Genomic DNA, 21,151 nt, shown 5'->3' on the forward strand with positions numbered 1-21,151 from the left:
GGCACACTATCGGCCGCCCGAGCGTTTGCTCGGTTTTATCAACTCACGCAGAAGCCGTATGACCCGTTCCCCGTTCCGCCGTCTTGTGTTTGGCACCCTGCGCCGACTGCTGTACCTCTGGGTTCGCTCGGAGACGATCAATCAGTCATCGTTCACCCTTAACCTCGACCGCAGCCGGCCGGTGTTCTACGTCCTGCAAAATCCTTCACTGACCGACCTCGCCGTGGTCGATACCGAATGCGGCAAGGCCGGCCTGCCCCGCCCGGTGTTGCCGGTATCGGTGGGCGCGTTGATAGAACCCGCCGCGTTCTTTTACCTGACGCCGGAGCCCGACTGGCTCGGCCGTCAGGACAAACGCGGTGCGCCACCGACCCTGACCCGTCTGGTCAGCGCCCTGAGCCAGAACGCCGCTGAAGACGCACAGATCATTCCGGTGAGCGTGTTCTGGGGCCAGTCGCCGGACAGCGAATCGAGCCCGTGGAAACTGCTGTTCGCCGACAGCTGGGCGGTTACCGGGCGTTTGCGTCGGCTGCTGAGCATCATGATTCTGGGGCGCAAAACCCGGGTGCAGTTCTCGGCGCCGATTCATTTGCGTGAACTGATCGATCACAACAAAGGCCACGAGCGCACCGTGCGCATGGCCCAGCGGATTCTGCGGGTGCACTTTCGCAACCTGAAAGCCGCGGTGATCGGCCCGGACATTTCCCACCGCCGTAATCTGGTCAAAGGCCTGCTCAATCAGCCCTCGGTCAAACAGGCGATCCTCGACGAAGCCGAACGCGAGAACATCTCGCCGGAAAAAGCCAAGGCCCAGGCCTTGCGCTATGGCAACGAGATCGCCTCGGACTACACCTACACCGCGATCCGCTTTCTGGAAGTGGTGCTGAGCTGGTTCTGGAACAAGATCTACGACGGGATCAAGGTCAACCACATCGACGGTGTGCAGAAAGTCGCCCAGGGTCACGAAGTGATCTACGTGCCGTGCCACCGCAGCCACATCGACTATTTGCTGCTCTCGTATCTGCTGTTTCGCAACGGCCTGACCCCGCCGCACATTGCCGCCGGGATCAACCTCAACATGCCAGTCATCGGCAGCCTGCTGCGCCGTGGCGGGGCGTTCTTCATGCGCCGCACCTTCAAGGGCAACCCCCTCTACACCTCGGTGTTCAACGAATACCTGCACACCCTGTTTACCAAAGGCTTCCCGGTCGAGTACTTCGTCGAGGGCGGCCGTTCGCGCACCGGGCGCATGCTGCAACCGAAAACCGGGATGCTCGCGATCACTCTGCGCAGCTTCCTGCGTTCGTCACGCATGCCGATCGTCTTCGTGCCGGTGTACATCGGCTATGAGCGCGTGCTGGAAGGCCGCACCTACCTCGGCGAATTGCGTGGCGCGAGCAAGAAGAAAGAATCGATCTTCGACATTTTCAAAGTCATCGGCGCGCTCAAACAACGCTTCGGTCAGGTCGCGGTCAACTTTGGCGAACCGATCAAACTGGCGGAGTTCCTCGACAGCGAACAGCCAGACTGGCGCCAACAGGAACTCGGTCCGCAGTTCAAACCGGCCTGGCTCAACGAAACCACCAACCGCCTCGGCGAGAAAGTCGCCCGGCATTTGAATGAAGCGGCGGCGATCAACCCGGTGAATCTGGTGGCCCTGGCGTTGCTGTCCACCAGCCGTCTGGCCCTGGACGATCGCGCCATGGCGCGGGTGCTTGATCTGTATCTGGCGCTGTTGCGCAAGGTTCCCTACTCCTCGCACACCACCCTGCCGGAAGGTGACGGACGGGCGCTGATCGAGCACGTGAAGGACATGGACCTGCTGTCCGAGCAAAGCGATGCGCTGGGCAAGATTCTGTACCTGGACGAACAAAACGCCGTCCTGATGACCTACTACCGCAACAACGTGCTGCACATCTTCGCGTTGCCGTCGTTGCTGGCGAGTTTCTTCCAGAGCACCTCGCGCATGAGCCGCGAGCAAATCCTGCGCTACACCCGCGCACTGTATCCGTACCTGCAATCGGAGCTGTTCATACGCTGGACGCTGGACGAACTCGATGGCGTGGTCGATCAATGGCTCGAAGCCTTCGTCGAGCAAGGCCTGCTGCGTTTCGAGAACGACGTGTACCTGCGTCCGGCACCGAGCTCGCGGCATTTCGTGCTGCTGACACTGTTATCAAAAAGCATCGCCCAGACCTTGCAGCGCTTCTACATGACTGTTTCCTTGCTGCTCAACAGCGGCCAGAACAACATCAGTGCCGAAGAACTGGAAGATCTGTGCACGGTCATGGCCCAGCGCCTGTCGATCCTCCACGGCCTGAACGCCCCGGAGTTCTTCGACAAGAGCCTGTTCCGTCACTTCATCCAGACAATGCTGGACCTTGACGTGCTGCGCCGCGACGAAGCCGGCAAGTTGAGCTATCACAAACTGCTCGGCGAACTGGCCGAAGGTGCGGCCAAACGGGTATTGCCGGCGGAGATTCGTTTGTCGATCCGTCAGGTGGCGCTGCATCGCAGTGAAGATGCGGCGGATCAAGTTTAGTTGAGGCTACCTGTAACTTTCTGACAATGATTACAAGAACAAGGACGTTCTTATAACCACCAAGTTATGAATTAATAGAGGTCCTCTACAACTAATCCCGATACGGATATCGCGATGAACCCATTAGAAAATATTAACCCATACGTAACGCTCACCTTTAGTTTGCCTGAAGACTTTCTGCCGCCCAGCGGTGGCGAAGGCGAAACTTATATAAGTGTTCATACCGCGAACTCTTCCACCCCCATCAAAGTGGCGCAATCCCGTGACCCCGTACTGCGTAGTGGGCGCTGGAACTTTTCATTTGCACACAACTATTCCGATGTCAGCGTTAAATACCTTGTCACCGTCAGCATGACCCACAACGGCGTTCCACTGCTGATTGACCTGGACTACTTCGTGATCGTCCATCGTGCGCCGCACCGACAAATCCTGCACCTTAGCCCTATCGGCCGCCTCTACCTCCAGGCACAGGAGCCTCAAGCGGTTCAACCTGAACACGCAGTAACCGTTGTTGCCCACGAACACGACAATACCGCTGCACAATTGATGCAAATACATATCAGCGAAAAAATGGCGGAAGCGTTTTACCTGGAATACGATCCAGACACTGTCGTACCAGGTAAACGCTATACGCTGACAGCCACTGAAAATGAATACCGCAATTCAATTGCGGTATCTCCAGGATCAGTTGTATTGAAACCCTTTAGTAAAACCTGAAAAAAGCGCTTGTCAAAAGATTCATGGGGCGAAATCACCGGAAAAATCCGTTAAATTGCCGTTGGCGTTCGTCTACTTCGAGCGCCAACGACAGGGTCAAAGGCCAGGTGCCGCTGCCGTTTCATCTGAGTTACGATCCAGCGCAGGTCAAACCGGGCCATCGTTATTCGGTTAGCGCACGGATCGAAGTGAATGGCGAACTGATGTTCATCACCACCGAACATCATGCCGTGCAGCTGGATGGCAGCGATCCGCAGCCACTGAAAATCCGCGTCGACGCCGCCCGCTAATTCTCTATTTTGAACAAGGAAGCCGCCATGCTCCGCCCTACTCTTCGCTTCGCCGGCCTGTGCGCAGGCTTAATGATCTGCGCCAACGCCCTGGCCTTGTCGCTCAATGACCTGTCGCAACAAGATGCCACCGGCGGTCTAAAGGACGCCCTGACCCAAGGCGCGCAACTGGCCGTTAAACAACTCGGCACACCCGGCGGCTTCAGCAACAACCCGGACGTGAAAATCGAACTGCCGGGCAAGCTGGGTAAGGTCGCCAAGAAAATGAAACAGTTCGGCATGGGCGATCAGGTCGATCAACTGGAAACCAGCATGAACAAAGCGGCTGAGGCGGCCGTGACGCAGGCTCAGCCGATTCTGGTGGATGCGGTGAAGAAGATGACCGTGGAGGATGCCAAGGGGATTCTCGGCGGCGGCAAGGACTCGGCGACTCAGTACCTGAGCAAAACCAGCCGCGAGCAGATCCGCACCAAATTCCTGCCAATCGTCAAACAAGCCACCGACCAGGTCGGCCTGGCCCAGCAATACAACTCGTTCGCCGGGCAAGCGGCGACCCTGGGCGCGCTGGATGCGAAAAACGCCAACATCGAAAGCTACGTGACCGAGCAGGCGTTGAACGGTTTGTTCGAGATGATCGGCAAGCAGGAAGAAACCATTCGCCAGAACCCTGCGGCGGCGGCGACCAGTTTGGCGAAGAAGGTGTTTGGTACGCTCTAAGCCTCAACTCCATCCTGTGGGAGCGAGCTTGCTCGCGATTGCGGTGTGTCAGCCACAGTATGTCGACTGACACGGACTCATCGCGAGCAATCTCACGCCCCCGGGAATCAGACCGCGGACGCTGCCCGCAGGAAGAACACCCACTCGCGCCCCATCCTCCTTTTCTCGAACACCATCAACTCGACCAAACCATTCAGAGTGGCTGACGCGGTGTTGTAAGAGCAGTTCAGATTCTCCTTCACATTGACCGCCGTGAACTCCTTGGCCATACCACTCTTGGCCACTTGGTATACGGCTCGCTGTTTCTCGGTCAATCGGTCAAAAAAACCAGACTCCAGCAGCCATCGATCAAAGCTTTCGGTATAGGCCAGGCTTTTTCGATAAGCCTCGGTAAAAGCGCTGACAGCCCGGGAGATGACTGAACACTGGAAATCGATGAAGTAGGTCAGGTCCAGATCATCGGCCTCGGTATTCAGATACGAGCGCCCGTATTTCACCGGCGCATTGCGCAGCAACAAGCTGATCGCGATGTAGCGAAAGGCCGAGAAGTCATTCTTGAACATGAACCAGTAAAACAGTGCCCGTGCGACCCGGCCGTTGCCATCGCGAAAAGGATGCTCATAGCCCAGTGCAAAATGCAGCGCGATTCCTTTGATCAATGGATGAAGGTAATCCACTTGACCGGGATCGTCGTGAGACTGGTTGATCCACTTCGACAGCACCTGCAATCGCGACACGAGCCCCGCTGCGGGAGGCGGCGTATGCACGGTATTACCTTCGCCATCCTGCACCACCACGTCATCGTTGACCCTGAAGGCACCCGGTGAATATTGCGGGTCATCGATACCTTCGACGCCGACACGATGCATCGCCGCGATCAGCTCGACGCTCAAGGGCTCATATCGCTTTTCCCAGGCGAAGTTCATCATCTTGTAGTTACCGATGACCATCCTCTCATCCGGCGTACGCGGCAGGCGCTTGCGCTTGAGCATGTCCTTGGCCACCCGGGTGGTGGTTGCCGCGCCTTCGAGCTGGCTGCTGCTGATGGCTTCGTCTTCGATCAGATCGTTGAGCAGATAGCTGAAATGCGCTCGTTCGCCGATCTGGCCAGTCATGTATTCCAGCGCTGCCGTCGTCGCTTGTCGATCGACGGCCGAAACAGCTTTCTGGGCCAATGGGGTCAGCACAAATTGGCCCCATTGAATGGGCTCGCCCAATGGCAAAATGCTGGAATACTGTGCGGTCCGGGCTTTCTTGACCAAGGCCCAGCACAGGTTCGCATCCAGTCCAGGCGCCCAGCGGTAGCGCAACTCATCGAAAGGAAGGTAGCGGCCCTGATCGTCCAGCGGCTTGAGCAGTGCGAGGTAGTCCGAGAGGCGTTCCTTGTGGGGCGACTGCCCCAACAGATCGAACACCGGGTCGGATCTGCCCTTGAGCATGGGCGGTTTTTTCATTATCGGTGTCTCAAAAACTCACGAAGTTGAGTCTTGAGTACAACAGCGCACCTACGTTGACTCAATATCAGACGGATCTGAAATATGTGTAGGAGCTTGGACCGCCTTCGCGGGCAAGCCTCGCTCCTACAATGGAGTGACCATGGTCGGCCCGAAGGCCGCCAGGATCAAACAATCACACCGGCTCTTGCTTGACCCTGAACCAAGCCGCATACAACGCCGGCAAAAACAGCAACGTCAACGCCGTCGCCACAATCAGCCCGCCCATGATCGCCACCGCCATCGGCCCGAAAAACACACTGCGTGACAATGGAATCATCGCCAGCACCGCCGCCAACGCCGTCAGCACAATCGGTCGGAACCGCCGCACCGTCGCCTCGATAATCGCCTGCCAAGGCTTAAGCCCGGCAGCGATGTCCTGCTCAATCTGATCGACCAGAATCACCGAGTTACGCATGATCATCCCGGACAAGGCGATGGTCCCGAGCATCGCCACAAAACCAAATGGCTGGCGGAACACCAATAGAAACAGCGTCACACCGATCAGCCCCAGTGGCGCCGTCAGAAACACCATCACCGTGCGTGAGAAACTGCGCAGTTGCAGCATCAGCAACGTCAGCACCACCACAATGAACAACGGCACGCCAGCATTCACCGAGCTCTGCCCACGGGCCGAGTCTTCCACCGTACCGCCGACGTCCAGCAAATAGCCGTCCGGCAATTCGGCGCGAATCGGATCCAGGGTCGGCATGATTTGCTGCACCAGTGATACCGGTTGTTCCTTGCCGTAGATGTCGGCGCGAACCGTCACGTTGGGCAGGCGGTTACGGTGCCAGATGATGCCTTCTTCGAAGCCGTATTCCAGCGTCGCGATCTGCGACAGCGCCACGCTGCGACCGTTGTCGGTCGGCACGGCCAGGCTTGGCAGCAACGCCAGCTCGGTGCGCTCATGCACCGTGCCGCGCAGCAAGATCTCGATCAACTCGTTGTCTTCGCGGTACTGGCTGACGCTGGCACCGGTCAGCGAGCTGCGCAGGAAACCCGACAGGTTCGCCGTGCTCACACCCAGCGCCCGTGCGCGGTCCTGATCGACGTTCAGATAAACGACTTTGCTCGGCTCTTCCCAGTCCAGATGCACGTTGACCACGTGAGGATTCTCGCGAACCTTGGCCGCGACTTTACGGGCCAATGCGCGGACTTCCTCAATGTGCTCACCGGTGACCCGGAACTGCACCGGATAGCCAACCGGAGGACCATTCTCCAACCGCGTGACCCGCGAACGCAGGGCCGGGAATTGTTCATTGAGGGTTCCAATCAGCCAGGTGCGCAGGGTTTCGCGGTCTTCGATGGTTTTGGCCAGCACGACAAATTGCGCAAAGCTCGCAGCCGGAAGTTGCTGATCCAGCGGCAGGTAGAAACGCGGCGAACCGGTGCCCACGTAAGCCACGTAGTTGTCGATCCCGGCCTGATCCTTGAGCAGGCCTTCGAGGCGTTTGACCTCCTCGGCGGTGTTGCTCAAAGACGCCCCTTCGGCCAGTTTCAGATCGACCATCAACTCCAGCCGCCCCGAAGCCGGGAAGAACTGTTGCGGCACGAAACGGAACAATACCAGTGAGGCGACGAACATCACGACCGTCAGCATGATCACCGTTTTTCGTCGGCGCACGCACCACTCCACCAGACGCCTGACGCGCTGATAGAACGGCGTGCCATAAGGGTCGGGTTGACCGTCGCCAGTGCCATGCTTGGCGGCGTGAATTTTCGCCAGGTCCGGCAGGAGTTTTTCCCCCAGATAAGGCACAAAGACCACGGCGGCAACCCACGACGCCAACAGCGCGATGGTCACCACCTGGAAGATCGAGCGGGTGTATTCGCCGGTGCCCGATTGCGCGGTGGCAATCGGCAGGAAACCGGCAGCGGTGATCAACGTACCGGTGAGCATCGGGAACGCAGTGCTGGTCCAGGCGTAGCTGGCGGCTTTGACCCGGTCGAAGCCCTGCTCCATTTTGATCGCCATCATTTCCACGGCGATGATCGCGTCGTCCACCAGCAACCCCAGCGCCAGCACCAGCGCGCCGAGGGAAATCTTGTGCAGGCCGATGCCAAGGTAATACATGCAGGCGAAGGTCATCGCCAACACCAGCGGAATCGCCAGCGCCACCACCATGCCGGTGCGCACACCGAGGGAGAAGAAGCTCACCAGCAATACAATCGCCAGCGCCTCCACCAGCACCTGAACAAACTCGCCGACACCGGTTTTCACCGCGGCGGGTTGATCGGACACCTTGCGCAACTGCATGCCAGCCGGAAGATTCTTCTGGATCCGGGCGAATTCGACTTCCAGCGCCTTGCCCAGAATCAGAATGTCGCCACCGCTCTTCATGGCCACCGCCAGGCCGATGGCGTCTTCAGCCATGAAGCGCATGCGCGGCGCCGGTGGATCGTTGAAGCCACGACGAACGTTCGCCACATCGCCGATGCGGAACGTGCGATCACCGACCCGGATCGGGAAGTTCCTGATCTCGTCGACGGTCTGAAAATTCCCCGAAACCCGTAGCTGCAAACGCTCGCTGGTGGTTTCGAAGAAACCTGCGTTGGACATCGCGTTCTGCTCTTCAAGCGCCTGCTGCACCGTCGCCAACGGCAATCCGAGGGTGGCCAGTTTGACGTTGGAGAGCTCGATCCAGATTTTCTCGTCCTGCAGCCCGAGCAAGTCGACCTTGCCCACATCCTTGACCCGTTGCAGCTGAATCTGGACGCGGTCGGCGTAGTCCTTGAGCACCGCGTAGTCAAAACCTTCGCCGGTCAGGGCGTAGATGTTGCCGAAGGTCGTGCCGAATTCATCGTTGAAGAACGGCCCCTGGATGCCCGGCGGCAAAGTGTGGCGAATGTCGCTGATCTTCTTGCGAGCCTGATACCAGAGCTCCGGGATCTCCACCGAGTGCATCGAATCTCGAGCAATGAACGTGACCTGGGATTCGCCCGGGCGGGAGAAAGAAGCAATCCGGTCGTACTCGCCGGTTTCCATCAGTTTCTTTTCAATGCGCTCGGTAACCTGGCGCGACACTTCCTCGGCCGTGGCCCCCGGCCAGTTGGTGCGAATCACCATGGCCTTGAAGGTAAACGGCGGGTCTTCGCTTTGGCCGAGTTTGGTGTAGGACAACGCGCCGACGACGGCCAGCAAGAGCATCAGGAACAGTACGATCTGGCGGTTACGCAGCGCCCATTCGGAAAGATTGAAACCCATCGGGGATTACTCCTTGTGCGCCAGATTGACCACGCGGTTGGAGCGATCCACCGGGCGTATTTGCTGCCCGTCGTGAAGCACATGAACACCGGCCACCACTACCCAGTCACTGGCGTTCAGGCCTTCGAGCACCGGCACGGTTTTCTCGCCGAAGGCACCGACCCGCACCGGGGCTTTTTTCAAGGTGTTGTTGGCACCGACCACCCATACATAAGTGGCACCGTTTTCCGCGGTGACCGCCGACAGCGGCACCGACAACGACACCACATCGGCGGTCTGGATAAACACCCGGGCGCTCTGGCCCAGTTCAGCGGGAACCTTGCCGGCGGTAAATGCAATGCGAGCGGCGAAGGTACGGGATTTCGGGTCGGCCGCAGGTGACAACTCACGAATGCGTCCGGGGAAACGTTGATCGGGTTGCGTCCAGAGTTCCACCGAGACCGGTTGGCCGACCTTGAAACGACCGAAGTTCTGCTCCGGCAGGCTGATCAACACTTCGCGTTCACCATCGGTGGCGAGGGTAAACACGGTTTGCCCGGCCGCGACCACTTGCCCGACTTCAACCGCACGCTTGGCCACCACCCCATCCTGCGGCGCGCGCAGCACCGCGTAACTGGCCTGATTGGTCGAGACGTTGAATTCGGCTTTGATTTGCTTGAGGCGTGCTTCACCGGAGCGGTAGAGGTTTTCCGCATTGTCGTACTGCGAACGGCTGACCATCTGCCGCTCCATCAGGGTCTTGTAGCGATCGCGCTCGGCGCGCACCAGGTTCAGATTGGCTTCGGCGGCGGCGACCTGGGCGCGGGTGGCTTCCAGTTGCAGGCGCACGTCCTGAGGATCGAGTTCCGCCAGAGGCTGGTCGGCCTTGACCCGCTGGCCTTCCTCGACCAGTCGTCGGCTGACTTTGCCGCCAATGCGAAAGGCCAGATCAGGCTCATAGCGCGCACGGACTTCACCGGGATAACTCTCCATGGCCTGAGCCGAGGGCTCTGGCTGAACGACCATGGCCGGGCGGACGGTGACTTGAGGCGCCTCTTCATGGCCGCACGCAGACAATAAAAAAGCCAGGCTGACCGGCAATGCGAGGGGCAAGGCATAGCGGAACATGGGAAAGGACCTTTCGCTAATGGTGCTTTGAATAATTATACTGACCAGTATGTTATTAATAGCAAACTCACCAGTCCAGTATTAAAGCGAAGAATGTCTGACAATCTTTCCATACCCAGCGGTCCGGGCCGTCCCAAGGATCTGGCCAAGCGCCAGGCCATCCTCGATGCGGCAAAAATCCTGTTTCTGAGCAAGGGATACGCCAACACCAGCATGGATGCCGTGGCGGCCGAAGCCGGCGTGTCGAAGCTGACGGTCTACAGTCATTTCAACGACAAGGAGACGCTGTTTTCCGCCGCCGTCATCGCCAAGTGCGAAGAGCAATTGCCGCCCCTTTTCTTTGAGTTGCCGGAGGGCATCGCGGTGGAAACCGTGCTGCTGAACATCGCACACGGCTTTCATCAGCTGATCAACAGTGATGAGTCGGTGAACCTGCATCGGCTGATGATGACGCTGGGTAGCCAAGACCCGAAACTCTCGCTGATTTTCTTCCAGGCCGGGCCAGAACGCGTACTTCACGGAATGGAGGGGTTGCTGAACAAGGTCAATCAGAGCGGCGCATTGAGTATCGACAAACCGCGCAATGCCGCCGAGCATTTCTTTTGCCTGCTCAAGGGGGCGGGAAATTTCCGGTTGCTGTATGGCTGCGGCGAGCCGGTGACCGGGGATGCGGCCGAAGCCCATGTGCGGGAAGTGGTGGGGTTGTTTATGCGGGCTTATCGGCCGGAATCGGTCTGATCGATTTGCAGTGTCTGGGCCGACGCCATCGCGGGCAAGCCCGCTCCCACAGGTTCCGAGGTGTTCTCGGATATTGTACCCAACACAAAACCTGTGGGAGCGAGGCTTGCCCGCGATGAGGGCGACACGGTCTTAAGCCTTGAGCGCTTTCTTCGGATAAATGTCGTATCGGCTGGACTTGCCATCCAGCGCATGACTCGGCTTCGGCCCGTCGATGCACGGTGCCTTGCGCGGGCGCTTGACCACCACCCGGTGACTGGCCAGGGCCAATGCCGCTTCAAGCAATGCTGGCGCATCCGGGTCATCGCCGACCAGCGGCCGGAACAGGCGCATTTCCTTCTTCACCAACGCGGTTTTCTCACGATGGGGGAACATCGGGTCGAGGTAGATCACCTGCGGCGGCTCGCCTTCCCAGTTGCGCATCACCTCGATCGAGTTGCCCTTGAGCAAACGCATCCGCGCCACGATCGGTGCCACGTCGAAATCTTCCGCGCCGCGCGCCAGGCCATCTTCAAGCAAGGCGCCGATCAGCGGCTGGCGCTCGATCAGGCTCATCTCGCAGCCCAGGCTCGCCAGCACGAACGCATCCTTGCCCAGCCCGGCCGTGGCGTCCAGCACGCGCGGACGCACGCCTTGGGCGATGCCGACCGCCTTGGCAATCATCTGACCGCTGCCACCGCCGTACAACCGACGATGGGCCGCACCGCCCTCGACAAAATCCACCCGCACCGGTCCCGGTGCGTCCGGCCCGAGTTGTTGCAGCTGCAACCCCTGCTCGCCCACCTGCAAGGCAAACTCGCCGTCATCCACCTGCAACGGCAACCCCAGGCGCTCGGCCCATTGCTCGGCCTGTGGCTGAAAGGTCGTGCCCAAGGCCTCGACATGGATGCGGCAAGCCGCAGGTTGCTCAATCATGGGAAAACACGCTCAAAAAATTAATGATCGGCAAAAACGGCCGATAACCAAACTATCGAGCATTTTGCCAGAGCTGAGCGTCGACCGAGAGAAATGTCAGACATTCAACGCACATCGATAGGTTACATCTCGCCCCACGGCGATTTTGGCCTGCGAAATTCCCAAGCACTGAGCGGCGTCAGTCACCTGTGGCAGGATTTTTTTGCCCAGGCCCTGGCCGATCAGTCGGGCGATGTCGTGCCGGAGTCTCTCAACTTTCCACCGGTTGATCTCGATAGCCCGGTCGAACCGACCGTTGGCAGTGAGCTGCTGGCGCACATCGTTTCCCAGCGCGAATGCGATGTGATCGAAACACCCGTCCGCCCGCCAGAGCCACTGTTTCTGCCGATTGCCGAGTTCGAAATGGACCTGGCCGACAAACCTTCCCCGCCGTTCCCTCCGGAAGAAATCGTCGCGCAACAGAAACAACAGGACTTCGAAAGCGGCTGGGTACGCCCGATCGTGCTCACCGCCGGTCAAGCGCTGCCAGAGCCTGGCCTCGCACCGCAACCGCGTCCGCTACGCTTGCCGATCGCCGAGTTCGAACTTGAGCTGCTGGACAAACCGTTCCCGCCTTTCTCGCCCGAAGAGCTGGTGGAACAACAGAAACAATTGGATTTCGATAACGGCTGGGCACGCCCGATCGTTCTGCAGAACCTGCGCATCGCCGCATAATCCTTCAGCGGCACCGCCACCACGGCCCGACATCCACATGAAAGTGGTTGCGATGGGCGGCGTTGTAGTCCGGGCTCAACACCACACTGAACATATCGCAGGCGCCGTCGCGGACCTGACGCAGAAATCGCGCGTCCTGATTATCCTTCGGCCAATCCCTGAGCACGCTGATCGATCGGCCGTCCGCCAGCCGGAATCCGCTGATATCCAGCGCATCGGCCGTGGCATGCTGGCTGCGTCTGCCGTTTTCGCGGTTGTAGACGTTGCGACAGGCGAAGCTGCCGAGATGGTCGACCCGTTTCACCGCCTGCCCGTAGACGGCCTGAGCCGCCGGTTGCAGGGCGTGGCGCTCGAACAAGGCGAACGCTACCGCCAGGCTGCAACTGGCGAGGAAACTGCTGCTCAGCGCCGCCTCGCCACCTTGCACACGCAAGGTGTTGGTCAACGGGCAAGTCGCGTCCGGGCTGTCGGCCTGACGGGTCACCCGCAAACCTGAGCTGCTCAGGACCTGGTCGCATAACTGCGGATCATCGCGCAGGCGCATCAGTTTGTAGCGAGTCAGCAGGTTCGGTTCGGCCTTCACGTCCAGCGGCGCCCACGGGTTCCATTGCGCAGGAATGGACACCCAGCCGCGCCAGACGCTCAACCCGGCAGCGCCGACGATCAACAGCACCAGCAACAGCCCCCACCGAAACCGCATCGTCAGCCTTTGAACAATTGATTGGCCTTCTGGAACGGCATCGACCGGGAGGTAAAACCGAAGGTCCCGTGTTGCTGGATTTCCTCGGCGGCGCGGAAGAACTCGCCATACGCGGCCAGGGCCAGGGCCGAACCGACGCTGATGCGCTTGACGCCCATTTCACTCAACTGCTCGACCGTCAGCTTGAGCCCGCCGGACATCAACACATTGACCGGTTTCGGTGCCACGGCACGAACCACCGCCAAGACTTCTTCAGCGTTGCGCAAGCCCGGTGCATAAAGCACGTCGGCCCCCGCCTCGGCGAATGCCTGCAAGCGGCGAATGGTGTCGTCGAGGTCAGGATTGCCGTGCAGAAAGTTCTCGGCGCGCGCCGTCAGCATAAAGGGGAAAGGCAAACTGCGAGACGCCGCGACAGCCGCTTCGATACGCGCCACGGCATGCTCGAAGCAGTAGATCGGACCGTCCTCACGCCCCGTGGCATCTTCGATTGAACCGCCGACCGCACCGGCCTTTGCCGCACGCACAATACTTTTGGCGCAGTCGGCGGGGGCGTCGGCAAAACCGTTTTCGAGATCCACCGCTACCGGCAGATCAGTGGCCGCGACAATCGCTTCAACGTTCGCCAGGGTCTCGTCGAGCGTCAACCCACCATCGGGACGCCCCCGGGAAAAGGCGTAACCGGCACTGGTGGTCGCCAGCGCCTCGAAGCCAAGGCTGGCGAGCATCTTCGCCGAGCCGGCGTCCCAAGGGTTGGGAATGACAAAAGCGCCCTCGCGTTCGTGCAGTGCTTTGAACGCCTGGGCTCGAAGGGTTTGCGCATCCATTGGCAGGCTCCTGAAAAGGGGACGAATCCGCTTCAGAGCAAGCCAAGTTGCTCGGCGGCGGGCTCTCTGTATAGCTCAGGCAGCGGCGCCAAGCCAGGCAAACGCAGCATCAGTTGTGCGTGAAAACGTTGGGCGAGTTTTGCCGCCAGCAGGTTATCGGCGGTGTGCAGGAAGATATAGGGCGTGCGGCCCTCTTCGATCCAGGCAGCGATTTTCTCGACCCATGGCACCAGGAATGGATCGTTGGCTTCAAGCACAGGATGGCCAATGAAACGCACCTGTGGGAATTGAGTGAACGCTGCAGGACGAGGCGGCACCCTGGGCTTTTTCGATTGGGCGTGGAGCACCGAAGGATCGGTCGAGGTGCAGCTGAACAGCGCTCGCGGATCAAGGCAGATACGCTCGACACCACGGTCCAGCAACAGGCGATTGAGCATCCGCTCGGCATCGCCCTTGGCGAAGAACTCATCGTGTCGCACTTCGACCGCCAAGGGCCGATCCACCGCGTCAATAAAACCGGCCAGCTCGGACAAGCGTTGCGGGGTAAAGCTTTTGGACAATTGCAGCCAGAGGGGAGAAACCCGTTCACCCAGGGGGCTGAGCAATTGCAGGAAGGTTTCGGCGGCGATCAGCTGTTCACGCAGGTCACCGCTATGGCTGATGTCGCCGGGGAACTTGGCGGTGAAGCGAAAGTGTTCGGGCATGGTCTCGGCCCAGCGCTGCACAGTGGCAGCAGACGGGCTCGCGTAGAAAGTCGTATTGCCTTCCACGGCGTTGAACACTTGAGCATAAAGATTGAGAAACTCGGCGGGCCTGGCGTCTTGTGGATACAAGTAATCGCGCCAGGCGTTTTCACTCCAGGACGGGCAGCCGAGGTAGTAAGGCAGCATCAGATGTACAGGTCGAGACCCAGTACATCCGCATCCCAATCGACAAAAGTGGCGGTGCTCAGGTAACTGGCCAGTGCCATCGCCACACTTTTGCTCATGGCGCGGTGATAAATCATGTCTTGTTGGCGGGCGGGCAGATTGCTCAGGCGTTGTGCGGAAGCTTTGGCGGCGCGGGCGGCCAATTGCTCTTCGGTAGGGAATTCCAGCTCGCCGTCGATATCGACGGAGTCATCCTCGGACACATGGCCTTTGCGAGGCTTGCGCTTGATGGGGTAGGACTGAGAAGAAACGCCGTCTATACGCATAAGTGCATGCTCGGTATCGATGATGGCAGCTTAGTGGCACATAGCCCACTTCGCAAACTGCCGAGTGATAACTAGAACACAGAAAAGCGAAAAGGTTTAAAAGCGCAGGTTAGAAAGTGACGATTGGCGTACGCAGGTAGACCGCCATCGCGGGCAAGCCCGCTCCCACAGGGTTAGCGGAGATCCTGTGGGAGCGGGCTTGCCCGCGATTGGACCCGCTCGGTCGGGGAAATTAACGCGCTTTCGGAGTCGCGACTTTATCGCGCAGATACACCGGCTGCGCCTCATCGGCCACGATTGCTTCGCCGCGTTCCCAGGCAAAGCGCGCCAGGGTCAGCAGGTCTTCGGCGTGGGGCAGCATGCCCGCGTCCTGCCCGCTCAGGTTGACGGCAATGCGCTCGGCATACCCCCAACCGGTGCCTGCGCCGAACCACTCGCCGCTGGCATCGGCCGGCAACGCAGCGGCTTCCGGTGACAGTACCGCTTCGTTGCCCACCAACCGCATCTCCCCCGCCGTTTCGCGGTAGCACCCCCAATACACCTCATCCATACGCGCATCGATGGCCGCCGCGACCTGGCTGACGCCGTGTTCGCGATAGGCCCGCTGGGCAAGTACGGCGAGATTGGAGACCGGCAACACCGGGCGATCCAGCGCAAACGCCAACCCCTGCACCACGCCGATGGCGATCCGCACACCGGTGAACGCGCCCGGACCACGGCCGAACGCAATGGCATCGACCGCTTGCAGCGTGGTCCCGGCATCGGCCAGCAGTTGCTGGATCATCGGCAGCAGCTTCTGCGCATGCAGGCGCGGGATCACCTCGTAATGACTCGTGACTTTGCCGTCATGCAGCAAAGCAACGGAGCAAGCTTCAGTCGCGGTGTCCAGGGCCAGCAAGGTGCTCATCGATGTTTCCGTAAGAGAGGTCTGAAAAAGTGCGCCAGTATAAACAACTACGGCCCGCAAGCGGGCCGTAGAAGATGAAGCCGATCAGACTTTTCAGCTCAGTGCTTCAAGCACCTTGCCGGTGATCACTTCAACCGAGCCAACACCTTCGATGTGGCTGTACTTCGGCTTGCCCTGAGCAGAGGCCAGCCCCTGGTAGAACTCCACCAGTGGTTTGGTCTGGGAGTGGTAGACCGATAGGCGATGACGCACGGTTTCTTCGGTGTCGTCCTTGCGCTGCACCAGCTCTTCGCCAGTGATGTCGTCTTTGCCGGCGATTTTCGGCGGGTTGTAGACGGTGTGGTACACGCGGCCGCTGGCCTCGTGAACGCGGCGACCGGCGATACGCTGGACGATTTCTTCGTCATCGACGGCGATTTCGACCACGTTGTCCAGTTCCACGCCCGCTTCTACCAGCGCTTCAGCTTGCGGAATGGTGCGCGGGAAACCGTCGAACAGGAAACCGTTGGCACAGTCAGGCTGCGCGATACGGTCCTTGACCAAGGCGATGATCAAATCGTCAGAGACCAGACCACCGGCATCCATGATGCCTTTGGCTTTAACACCCAGCTCGGTACCGGCTTTTACCGCAGCACGCAGCATGTCGCCGGTGGAGATTTGCGGAATGCCGAATTTCTCGGTGATGAACTTAGCCTGAGTACCTTTACCGGCCCCGGGAGCTCCCAGCAGAATGACGCGCATTAGATGTGCTCCTCAATTTTTTATATAGATAACGTCAGATTCGCCTCTTGGGGCCAATCTCAAAAATAGGATCGCGACCGCCCAAACGGCCAAAGGCTGATCAAGATACACAGCAGGCCCTGCCCACACAAGCCGCCGAAAGTCGGAGAAACCCGCCCCTTACGAGACCCTGCGAAGGGGTAACCCAAGTCGCAACCCCATCATTAACTGTCGCGTGACAGACCTTTTCGAGCGCTCGCCAACAGGCACTCGACGCTCGCGCCGGGTGCCTGTTCCCCGCGACGAAAACCTTAGCCGGTATTTCGCAAACCGGCGGCAATCCCCGCCACAGACACCAGTAACGCCTGTTCTACCGGGCTGCCTTGGGCCACATCCTGTTGCCGCGAACGTGCCAACAGTTCGGCTTGCAATAGATGCAGTGGGTCGAGGTAAGTGTTGCGCAGACGGATGAATTCGAGGGTGGCTGGGCTATGTGCCAGTAGCTGCGACTGACCGGTCAACCCCAGGACCACTGCACAGGCCTGCGACAATAGGTCGCGTAAATGCGCACCCAAAGGGAGCAGATCCGGCTCGACCAGACGCTCATCGTAAGACTGGGCGATGTCGGCGTCGGCCTTGGCCAGCACCATTTCCAGCATATCGATACGGGTACGGAAGAATGGCCACTGCTCGCGCATCTGCCCCAGCAACTCACCCTCGCCGCGCTCCAGCGCCTTGCTCAATGCCGCTTCCCAGCCCAACCAGGCCGGTAACATCAAGCGCGTCTGGGTCCAGCCGAAGATCCACGGAATGGCGCGCAGGCTTTCGATGCCGCCAGCGCGGCGCTTGGCCGGACGGCTGCCCAACGGCAAACGCCCCAACTCCTGCTCGGGGGTGGACTGGCGGAAATACTCGACGAACTGCGGATTCTCCCGCACCACAGCGCGGTAAGCCTTGACGCCGTCGGCGGCCAATTCGTCCATCAAATGGCGCCAGGCAGGCTCAGGGGGTGGCGGTGGCAACAAGGTCGCCTCCAGCACTGCCGCCAGGTACAGATTGAGGTTTTGCTCGGCGATGTCCGGCAGGCCGAATTTGAAACGAATCATTTCCCCCTGCTCGGTGGTGCGGAAGCGCCCCGCCACCGACCCCGGCGGCTGCGACAGAATCGCCGCGTGCGCCGGGCCACCACCACGGCCCACGGTGCCCCCGCGACCGTGGAACAACAGCAGCTCCACTTGCTGTTCGCGACAGATGTCGACCAAACGCTCCTGCGCCCGATACTGCGCCCAGGCTGCCGCTGTAGTGCCGGCGTCCTTGGCCGAGTCGGAATAACCGATCATCACTTCCTGCGGCCCTTGCAGGCGCGAGCGATAGCCCGGCAGCAGCAACAGTTTTTCGATCACCGGGCCGGCGTTATCGAGGTCGGCGAGGGTTTCGAACAGCGGCACCACGCGCATCGGCCGCAATACGCCGGATTCTTTGAGCAGCAATTGCACGGCCAGCACGTCGGAAGCGGCACCGGCCATGGAAATCACATACGAGCCGAGGGAAGCCCCCGGTGCCGCGGCGATTTCCCGGCACGTCGCCAGCACTTCGGCAGTGTCGGCAGACGGCTTGAAGTACGCCGGCAGCAATGGCCGGCGATTGTTCAGTTCGCGCATCAGGAAGGCAATGCGCTCCTCTTCGCTCCAGTCCTCATAACGGCCCAGGCCGAGGTAATCGGTGATTTCGGTCATGGCCGCCGTGTGGCGCGACGAGTCCTGCCGCACATCAAGGCGCACCAGAAACAGCCCGAACGTCACCGCACGACGCAGGCAATCGAGCAACGGGCCATCGGCGATGACGCCCATGCCGCATTCATGCAGCGAGTGGTAGCACAGCTCCAGCGGGTCCAGCAGGTCACGATTGTTTTGCAGCACATCGGCCGACGCTGGCGTGTTTGCCGTCAGGGATGCGTGGGCCCAATTACGGGTCGCGCGCAGGCGTTCACGCAATTGTTTGAGCACTGCGCGGTAAGGCTCGGCGCTGTCGCCGGCCTTGGCTTTCAACTCGTCGCTGGCCTGCTGCATCGACAACTCGGCGGCGAGGTGATCAACATCGCGCAGGTACAAATCGGCGGCCATCCAGCGCGCCAGCAGCAACACTTCGCGGGTCACCGCGGCGGTGACGTTGGGGTTGCCGTCGCGGTCGCCGCCCATCCATGAGGCAAAGCGAATCGGTGCGGCTTCCAGTGGCAGGTGCAGGCCGGTGGCGGCATGCAGTGCCTGATCGGCCTTGCGCAAATAGTTGGGAATCGCCTGCCACAGCGAATGCTCGATCACCGCGAAGCCCCACTTGGCTTCGTCCACCGGTGTCGGGCGGGTACGGCGGATTTCTTCGGTGTGCCAGGCTTCGGCGATCAGGCGCTGCAACTTCGTTTTGATCTGCTCGCGCTCGGCGGTAGTCAGGTCGCGATGGTCTTGTGCGGCCAGTTGCGCGGCTATCGCGTCGTACTTCTGGATCAGCGTGCGACGCGCCACTTCGGTGGGGTGCGCCGTCAATACCAGCTCGATTTCCAGCCGGCCCAATTGCCGGGCCAGGGACTCGGGGTCATGGCCCGCGGTCAGCAGGCGAGCGAGCAATTCCGGTAACACCCGGGCCTCGAACGGCGCAGGCTGCGATTCTTCACGGCGATGAATCAGCTGATATTGCTCGGCGATATTGGCCAGGTTGAGGAATTGGTTGAACGCTCGCGCCACCGGCAGCAACTCATCTTCGCTCAACTGGTTGAGGCTGGCGCTGAGTTCGGCGTCCATCGAACCGCGACGGTCAGCCTTGGCGCCTTTGCGGATCTGCTCGATCTTGTCGAGAAAGTCGTCCCCGTACTGTTCACGAATGGTGTTGCCCAACAGCTCACCCAACAGGTGAACGTCCTCGCGCAAGCGTGCATCAATATCGGTCATCAGCAGTTCTCCAGCGAAAATCCGGGCGGCTATGCTTTGATAGTAAAGACGTTGAAATAGAAGCTCTGTTAAAGAGAGTGCCGTCCTAAAGCGCTTCTTACAAGCAGACGACGCCAAGGACTTCAAACACCGGGCATTGCAGCTAATCTCAACCATAAGCCGTACAACGGCGTATCACCGGCCACCGCCGGACACTCACCCGGCCTGCCACGAGCAGGTGCGCAATGAGGTCATCATGAAAATCCGCGAGCTCGCCAAGCATTGGGAAGAAAACGCCAAGGGTCGTCTGACCGACTCTGGCTACGCGATTCATCTGGACGTGGAAGCCGCCGCGCGGCTGGCGGCGATTATCGACATGTACCCCAAGCGGCACCCCGAAGAACTGCTCGGCGAGCTGATCGGCGCCGCCCTGGAAGAGCTCGAAGCGAGCTTTCCATACGTGAAAGGGTCAACGGTGGTGGCCACCGATGAAGAAGGTGATCCGCTGTACGAAGACGTCGGCCCGACCCCGCGTTTTCTCGCCTTGTCCCGGCGTCATTTGCATGATTTGTCGGGCGATAACGACAAGCAGAAACACTGAATTTACCGCCGAACCTGTGGGAGCGGGCTTGCCCGCGAAAGCGGCGTGTCAGGCAACATTTATTTCAACTGATACGGCCTCTTCGCGAGCAAGCCCGCTCCCACACTGGCTTGCTATTCCTTCGATAATTGCATGTTCCCGGGCCATGAAACGGTCGGGAATACCACCGCACATCGCTAAAGTTCCCGATTTAGAGCCTTGTCCGCTCGGTCAAAGTTTTTTCGGGCGATAGGCCATCTTCTCTGAACTTTTGAAAAACGCCTCGGGTCACACCCAGTAACCACGCCTGGGACGGCCGTTTCAAAAAGCACTCTGGAAATTGTAGGTTGCGGCTCCTTGCCCAGGATGGATTCAGATGTTTTTCAGGAGTTATCCAATGGAGTTGAAGACCATGAAGACCAGCACTGCCCCATCCTCGTTCACCCCTCTGCGCGGTCTCAAACTGGCGGCCCTGGCCATCGGCAGCAGCTTCGTTCTGGCCGGTTGCGCCGGTAACCCGCCGAGCGAGCAATACGCCGTCACCCAATCGGCTGTGAACAGCGCTGTCAGCGCCGGTGGTACCGAATTCGCCGCCGTGGAAATGAAAGCCGCTCAGGACAAGCTCAAACAGGCCGAAATCGCCATGCACGACAAGAAGTATGACGAAGCCAGAATGCTGGCCGAGCAAGCCGAGTGGGACGCCCGCGTCGCCGAGCGCAAGGCCCAGGCGATGAAAGCCGAACAAGCTGTGAAGGATTCCCAGAAAGGTGTTCAGGAACTGCGTCAGGAAAGTCAGCGCACCGTGCAGTAAGCGCCCATCCCGATTTTCAGACCTGAAACACTTATCGATAGAAAGGACGAAC

At 59.9% G+C, this 21,151-nt stretch carries 18 protein-coding genes and 1 pseudogene; 8 read left to right on the top strand and 11 right to left on the bottom strand.

The window, feature by feature from the left end; genetic code table 11:
* Positions 1–58 precede the first annotated feature (58 nt).
* From plsB to AB7M26_RS29725, 4 genes and pseudogenes are all read left to right on the top strand, one after another.
* The gene (gene plsB / locus AB7M26_RS29710; RefSeq protein ID WP_429387374.1) at positions 59–2,542 is read left to right on the top strand and encodes a glycerol-3-phosphate 1-O-acyltransferase PlsB; all 2,484 of its coding nucleotides are present in this window, start codon (positions 59–61) and stop codon (positions 2,540–2,542) included.
* 114 nt (positions 2,543–2,656) lie between these two features.
* The gene (locus AB7M26_RS29715; protein WP_123498139.1) at positions 2,657–3,259 is read left to right on the top strand and encodes a hypothetical protein; all 603 of its coding nucleotides are present in this window, start codon (positions 2,657–2,659) and stop codon (positions 3,257–3,259) included.
* Positions 3,260–3,351: 92 nt separating this feature from the next.
* Positions 3,352–3,549, top strand: a pseudogene (locus tag AB7M26_RS29720) (YbaY family lipoprotein); the annotation flags it as partial.
* Positions 3,550–3,576: 27 nt separating this feature from the next.
* Positions 3,577–4,266 (top strand): DUF4197 domain-containing protein, encoded by a 690-nt coding sequence (locus tag AB7M26_RS29725; RefSeq protein WP_429377966.1) that lies wholly within the window; start codon positions 3,577–3,579, stop codon positions 4,264–4,266.
* Positions 4,267–4,373: 107 nt separating this feature from the next.
* On the opposite strand, the gene AB7M26_RS29730 is transcribed toward AB7M26_RS29725, so the two are convergent.
* The 3 genes from AB7M26_RS29730 to AB7M26_RS29740 form a co-directional block, all read right to left on the bottom strand.
* Positions 4,374–5,720: a Fic family protein gene (locus AB7M26_RS29730; protein WP_429387378.1), complete on the bottom strand. Its 1,347-nt coding sequence runs from the start codon at positions 5,718–5,720 to the stop codon at positions 4,374–4,376.
* 175 nt (positions 5,721–5,895) lie between these two features.
* Complete coding sequence (locus tag AB7M26_RS29735; RefSeq protein WP_429387381.1) at positions 5,896–8,967, bottom strand: efflux RND transporter permease subunit; 3,072 nt, start codon at positions 8,965–8,967, stop codon at positions 5,896–5,898.
* Positions 8,968–8,973: 6 nt separating this feature from the next.
* Positions 8,974–10,074, bottom strand: a complete 1,101-nt coding sequence (locus AB7M26_RS29740; RefSeq protein ID WP_123498129.1) for an efflux RND transporter periplasmic adaptor subunit — start codon at positions 10,072–10,074, stop codon at positions 8,974–8,976.
* Positions 10,075–10,167: 93 nt separating this feature from the next.
* On the opposite strand from AB7M26_RS29740, the gene AB7M26_RS29745 reads away from it, so the two are divergent.
* Positions 10,168–10,812: a TetR/AcrR family transcriptional regulator gene (locus AB7M26_RS29745; RefSeq protein WP_123498127.1), complete on the top strand. Its 645-nt coding sequence runs from the start codon at positions 10,168–10,170 to the stop codon at positions 10,810–10,812.
* A gap of 132 nt (positions 10,813–10,944) precedes the next feature.
* On the opposite strand, the gene AB7M26_RS29750 is transcribed toward AB7M26_RS29745, so the two are convergent.
* Complete coding sequence (locus AB7M26_RS29750; protein ID WP_123498125.1) at positions 10,945–11,727, bottom strand: class I SAM-dependent methyltransferase; 783 nt, start codon at positions 11,725–11,727, stop codon at positions 10,945–10,947.
* Positions 11,728–11,820: 93 nt separating this feature from the next.
* Between AB7M26_RS29750 and AB7M26_RS29755 the strand changes: the two genes are divergently transcribed.
* Positions 11,821–12,441, top strand: a complete 621-nt coding sequence (locus AB7M26_RS29755) for an energy transducer TonB (RefSeq protein WP_429387385.1) — start codon at positions 11,821–11,823, stop codon at positions 12,439–12,441.
* 4 nt (positions 12,442–12,445) lie between these two features.
* Here the strand turns inward: AB7M26_RS29755 and AB7M26_RS29760 are convergent, their stop codons facing one another.
* From AB7M26_RS29760 to ppc, 7 genes are all read right to left on the bottom strand, one after another.
* Positions 12,446–13,141, bottom strand: coding sequence for an extensin-like domain-containing protein (locus AB7M26_RS29760; protein ID WP_429387388.1), 696 nt, complete (start codon positions 13,139–13,141; stop codon positions 12,446–12,448).
* A 2-nt stretch (positions 13,142–13,143) separates the two neighbouring features.
* Positions 13,144–13,965: an isocitrate lyase/PEP mutase family protein gene (locus tag AB7M26_RS29765; protein ID WP_429387391.1), complete on the bottom strand. Its 822-nt coding sequence runs from the start codon at positions 13,963–13,965 to the stop codon at positions 13,144–13,146.
* 32 nt (positions 13,966–13,997) lie between these two features.
* Positions 13,998–14,858 (bottom strand): DUF72 domain-containing protein, encoded by an 861-nt coding sequence (locus AB7M26_RS29770; protein WP_429388976.1) that lies wholly within the window; start codon positions 14,856–14,858, stop codon positions 13,998–14,000.
* The gene (locus AB7M26_RS29775) at positions 14,855–15,160 is read right to left on the bottom strand and encodes a hypothetical protein (protein ID WP_007940187.1); all 306 of its coding nucleotides are present in this window, start codon (positions 15,158–15,160) and stop codon (positions 14,855–14,857) included. Before AB7M26_RS29775 ends, AB7M26_RS29770 begins: the two co-directional genes overlap by 4 nt.
* Positions 15,161–15,392: 232 nt before the next feature.
* Entirely contained in the window at positions 15,393–16,067 is a 675-nt protein-coding gene (gene tsaB / locus AB7M26_RS29780) for a tRNA (adenosine(37)-N6)-threonylcarbamoyltransferase complex dimerization subunit type 1 TsaB (protein WP_429377978.1), read from the bottom strand.
* A gap of 93 nt (positions 16,068–16,160) precedes the next feature.
* On the bottom strand, positions 16,161–16,808 hold the full coding sequence (gene adk / locus AB7M26_RS29785; protein WP_123498116.1) for an adenylate kinase: 648 nt from the start codon (positions 16,806–16,808) through the stop codon (positions 16,161–16,163).
* A 290-nt stretch (positions 16,809–17,098) separates the two neighbouring features.
* Positions 17,099–19,729 (bottom strand): phosphoenolpyruvate carboxylase, encoded by a 2,631-nt coding sequence (gene ppc, locus AB7M26_RS29790; protein ID WP_063342620.1) that lies wholly within the window; start codon positions 19,727–19,729, stop codon positions 17,099–17,101.
* A gap of 235 nt (positions 19,730–19,964) precedes the next feature.
* Between ppc and AB7M26_RS29795 the strand changes: the two genes are divergently transcribed.
* Both AB7M26_RS29795 and AB7M26_RS29800 read left to right on the top strand, forming a co-directional pair.
* Complete coding sequence (locus tag AB7M26_RS29795; protein ID WP_007897668.1) at positions 19,965–20,309, top strand: hypothetical protein; 345 nt, start codon at positions 19,965–19,967, stop codon at positions 20,307–20,309.
* 376 nt (positions 20,310–20,685) lie between these two features.
* On the top strand, positions 20,686–21,099 hold the full coding sequence (locus tag AB7M26_RS29800) for a DUF4398 domain-containing protein (protein WP_429387396.1): 414 nt from the start codon (positions 20,686–20,688) through the stop codon (positions 21,097–21,099).
* Positions 21,100–21,151 lie beyond the last annotated feature (52 nt).

This window comes from Pseudomonas sp. F-14 TE3482, from assembly GCF_053629455.1.

Bases quoted from the DNA above. Each gene is read 5' to 3' on its own strand.
- AB7M26_RS29755 (WP_429387385.1), top strand. From the start codon at position 11,821: ATGTCAGACATTCAACGCACATCGATAGGTTACATCTCGCCCCACGGC.
- AB7M26_RS29800 (WP_429387396.1), top strand. From the start codon at position 20,686: ATGGAGTTGAAGACCATGAAGACCAGCACTGCCCCATCCTCGTTCACC.
- adk (WP_123498116.1), bottom strand. From the start codon at position 16,808: ATGCGCGTCATTCTGCTGGGAGCTCCCGGGGCCGGTAAAGGTACTCAG.
- plsB (WP_429387374.1), top strand. From the start codon at position 59: ATGACCCGTTCCCCGTTCCGCCGTCTTGTGTTTGGCACCCTGCGCCGA.
- AB7M26_RS29745 (WP_123498127.1), top strand. From the start codon at position 10,168: ATGTCTGACAATCTTTCCATACCCAGCGGTCCGGGCCGTCCCAAGGAT.
- AB7M26_RS29795 (WP_007897668.1), top strand. From the start codon at position 19,965: ATGAAAATCCGCGAGCTCGCCAAGCATTGGGAAGAAAACGCCAAGGGT.
- AB7M26_RS29775 (WP_007940187.1), bottom strand. From the start codon at position 15,160: ATGCGTATAGACGGCGTTTCTTCTCAGTCCTACCCCATCAAGCGCAAG.
- ppc (WP_063342620.1), bottom strand. From the start codon at position 19,729: ATGACCGATATTGATGCACGCTTGCGCGAGGACGTTCACCTGTTGGGT.
- AB7M26_RS29730 (WP_429387378.1), bottom strand. From the start codon at position 5,720: ATGAAAAAACCGCCCATGCTCAAGGGCAGATCCGACCCGGTGTTCGAT.
- AB7M26_RS29760 (WP_429387388.1), bottom strand. From the start codon at position 13,141: ATGCGGTTTCGGTGGGGGCTGTTGCTGGTGCTGTTGATCGTCGGCGCT.
- tsaB (WP_429377978.1), bottom strand. From the start codon at position 16,067: ATGAGCACCTTGCTGGCCCTGGACACCGCGACTGAAGCTTGCTCCGTT.
- AB7M26_RS29765 (WP_429387391.1), bottom strand. From the start codon at position 13,965: ATGGATGCGCAAACCCTTCGAGCCCAGGCGTTCAAAGCACTGCACGAA.
- AB7M26_RS29715 (WP_123498139.1), top strand. From the start codon at position 2,657: ATGAACCCATTAGAAAATATTAACCCATACGTAACGCTCACCTTTAGT.
- AB7M26_RS29725 (WP_429377966.1), top strand. From the start codon at position 3,577: ATGCTCCGCCCTACTCTTCGCTTCGCCGGCCTGTGCGCAGGCTTAATG.
- AB7M26_RS29750 (WP_123498125.1), bottom strand. From the start codon at position 11,727: ATGATTGAGCAACCTGCGGCTTGCCGCATCCATGTCGAGGCCTTGGGC.
- AB7M26_RS29735 (WP_429387381.1), bottom strand. From the start codon at position 8,967: ATGGGTTTCAATCTTTCCGAATGGGCGCTGCGTAACCGCCAGATCGTA.
- AB7M26_RS29740 (WP_123498129.1), bottom strand. From the start codon at position 10,074: ATGTTCCGCTATGCCTTGCCCCTCGCATTGCCGGTCAGCCTGGCTTTT.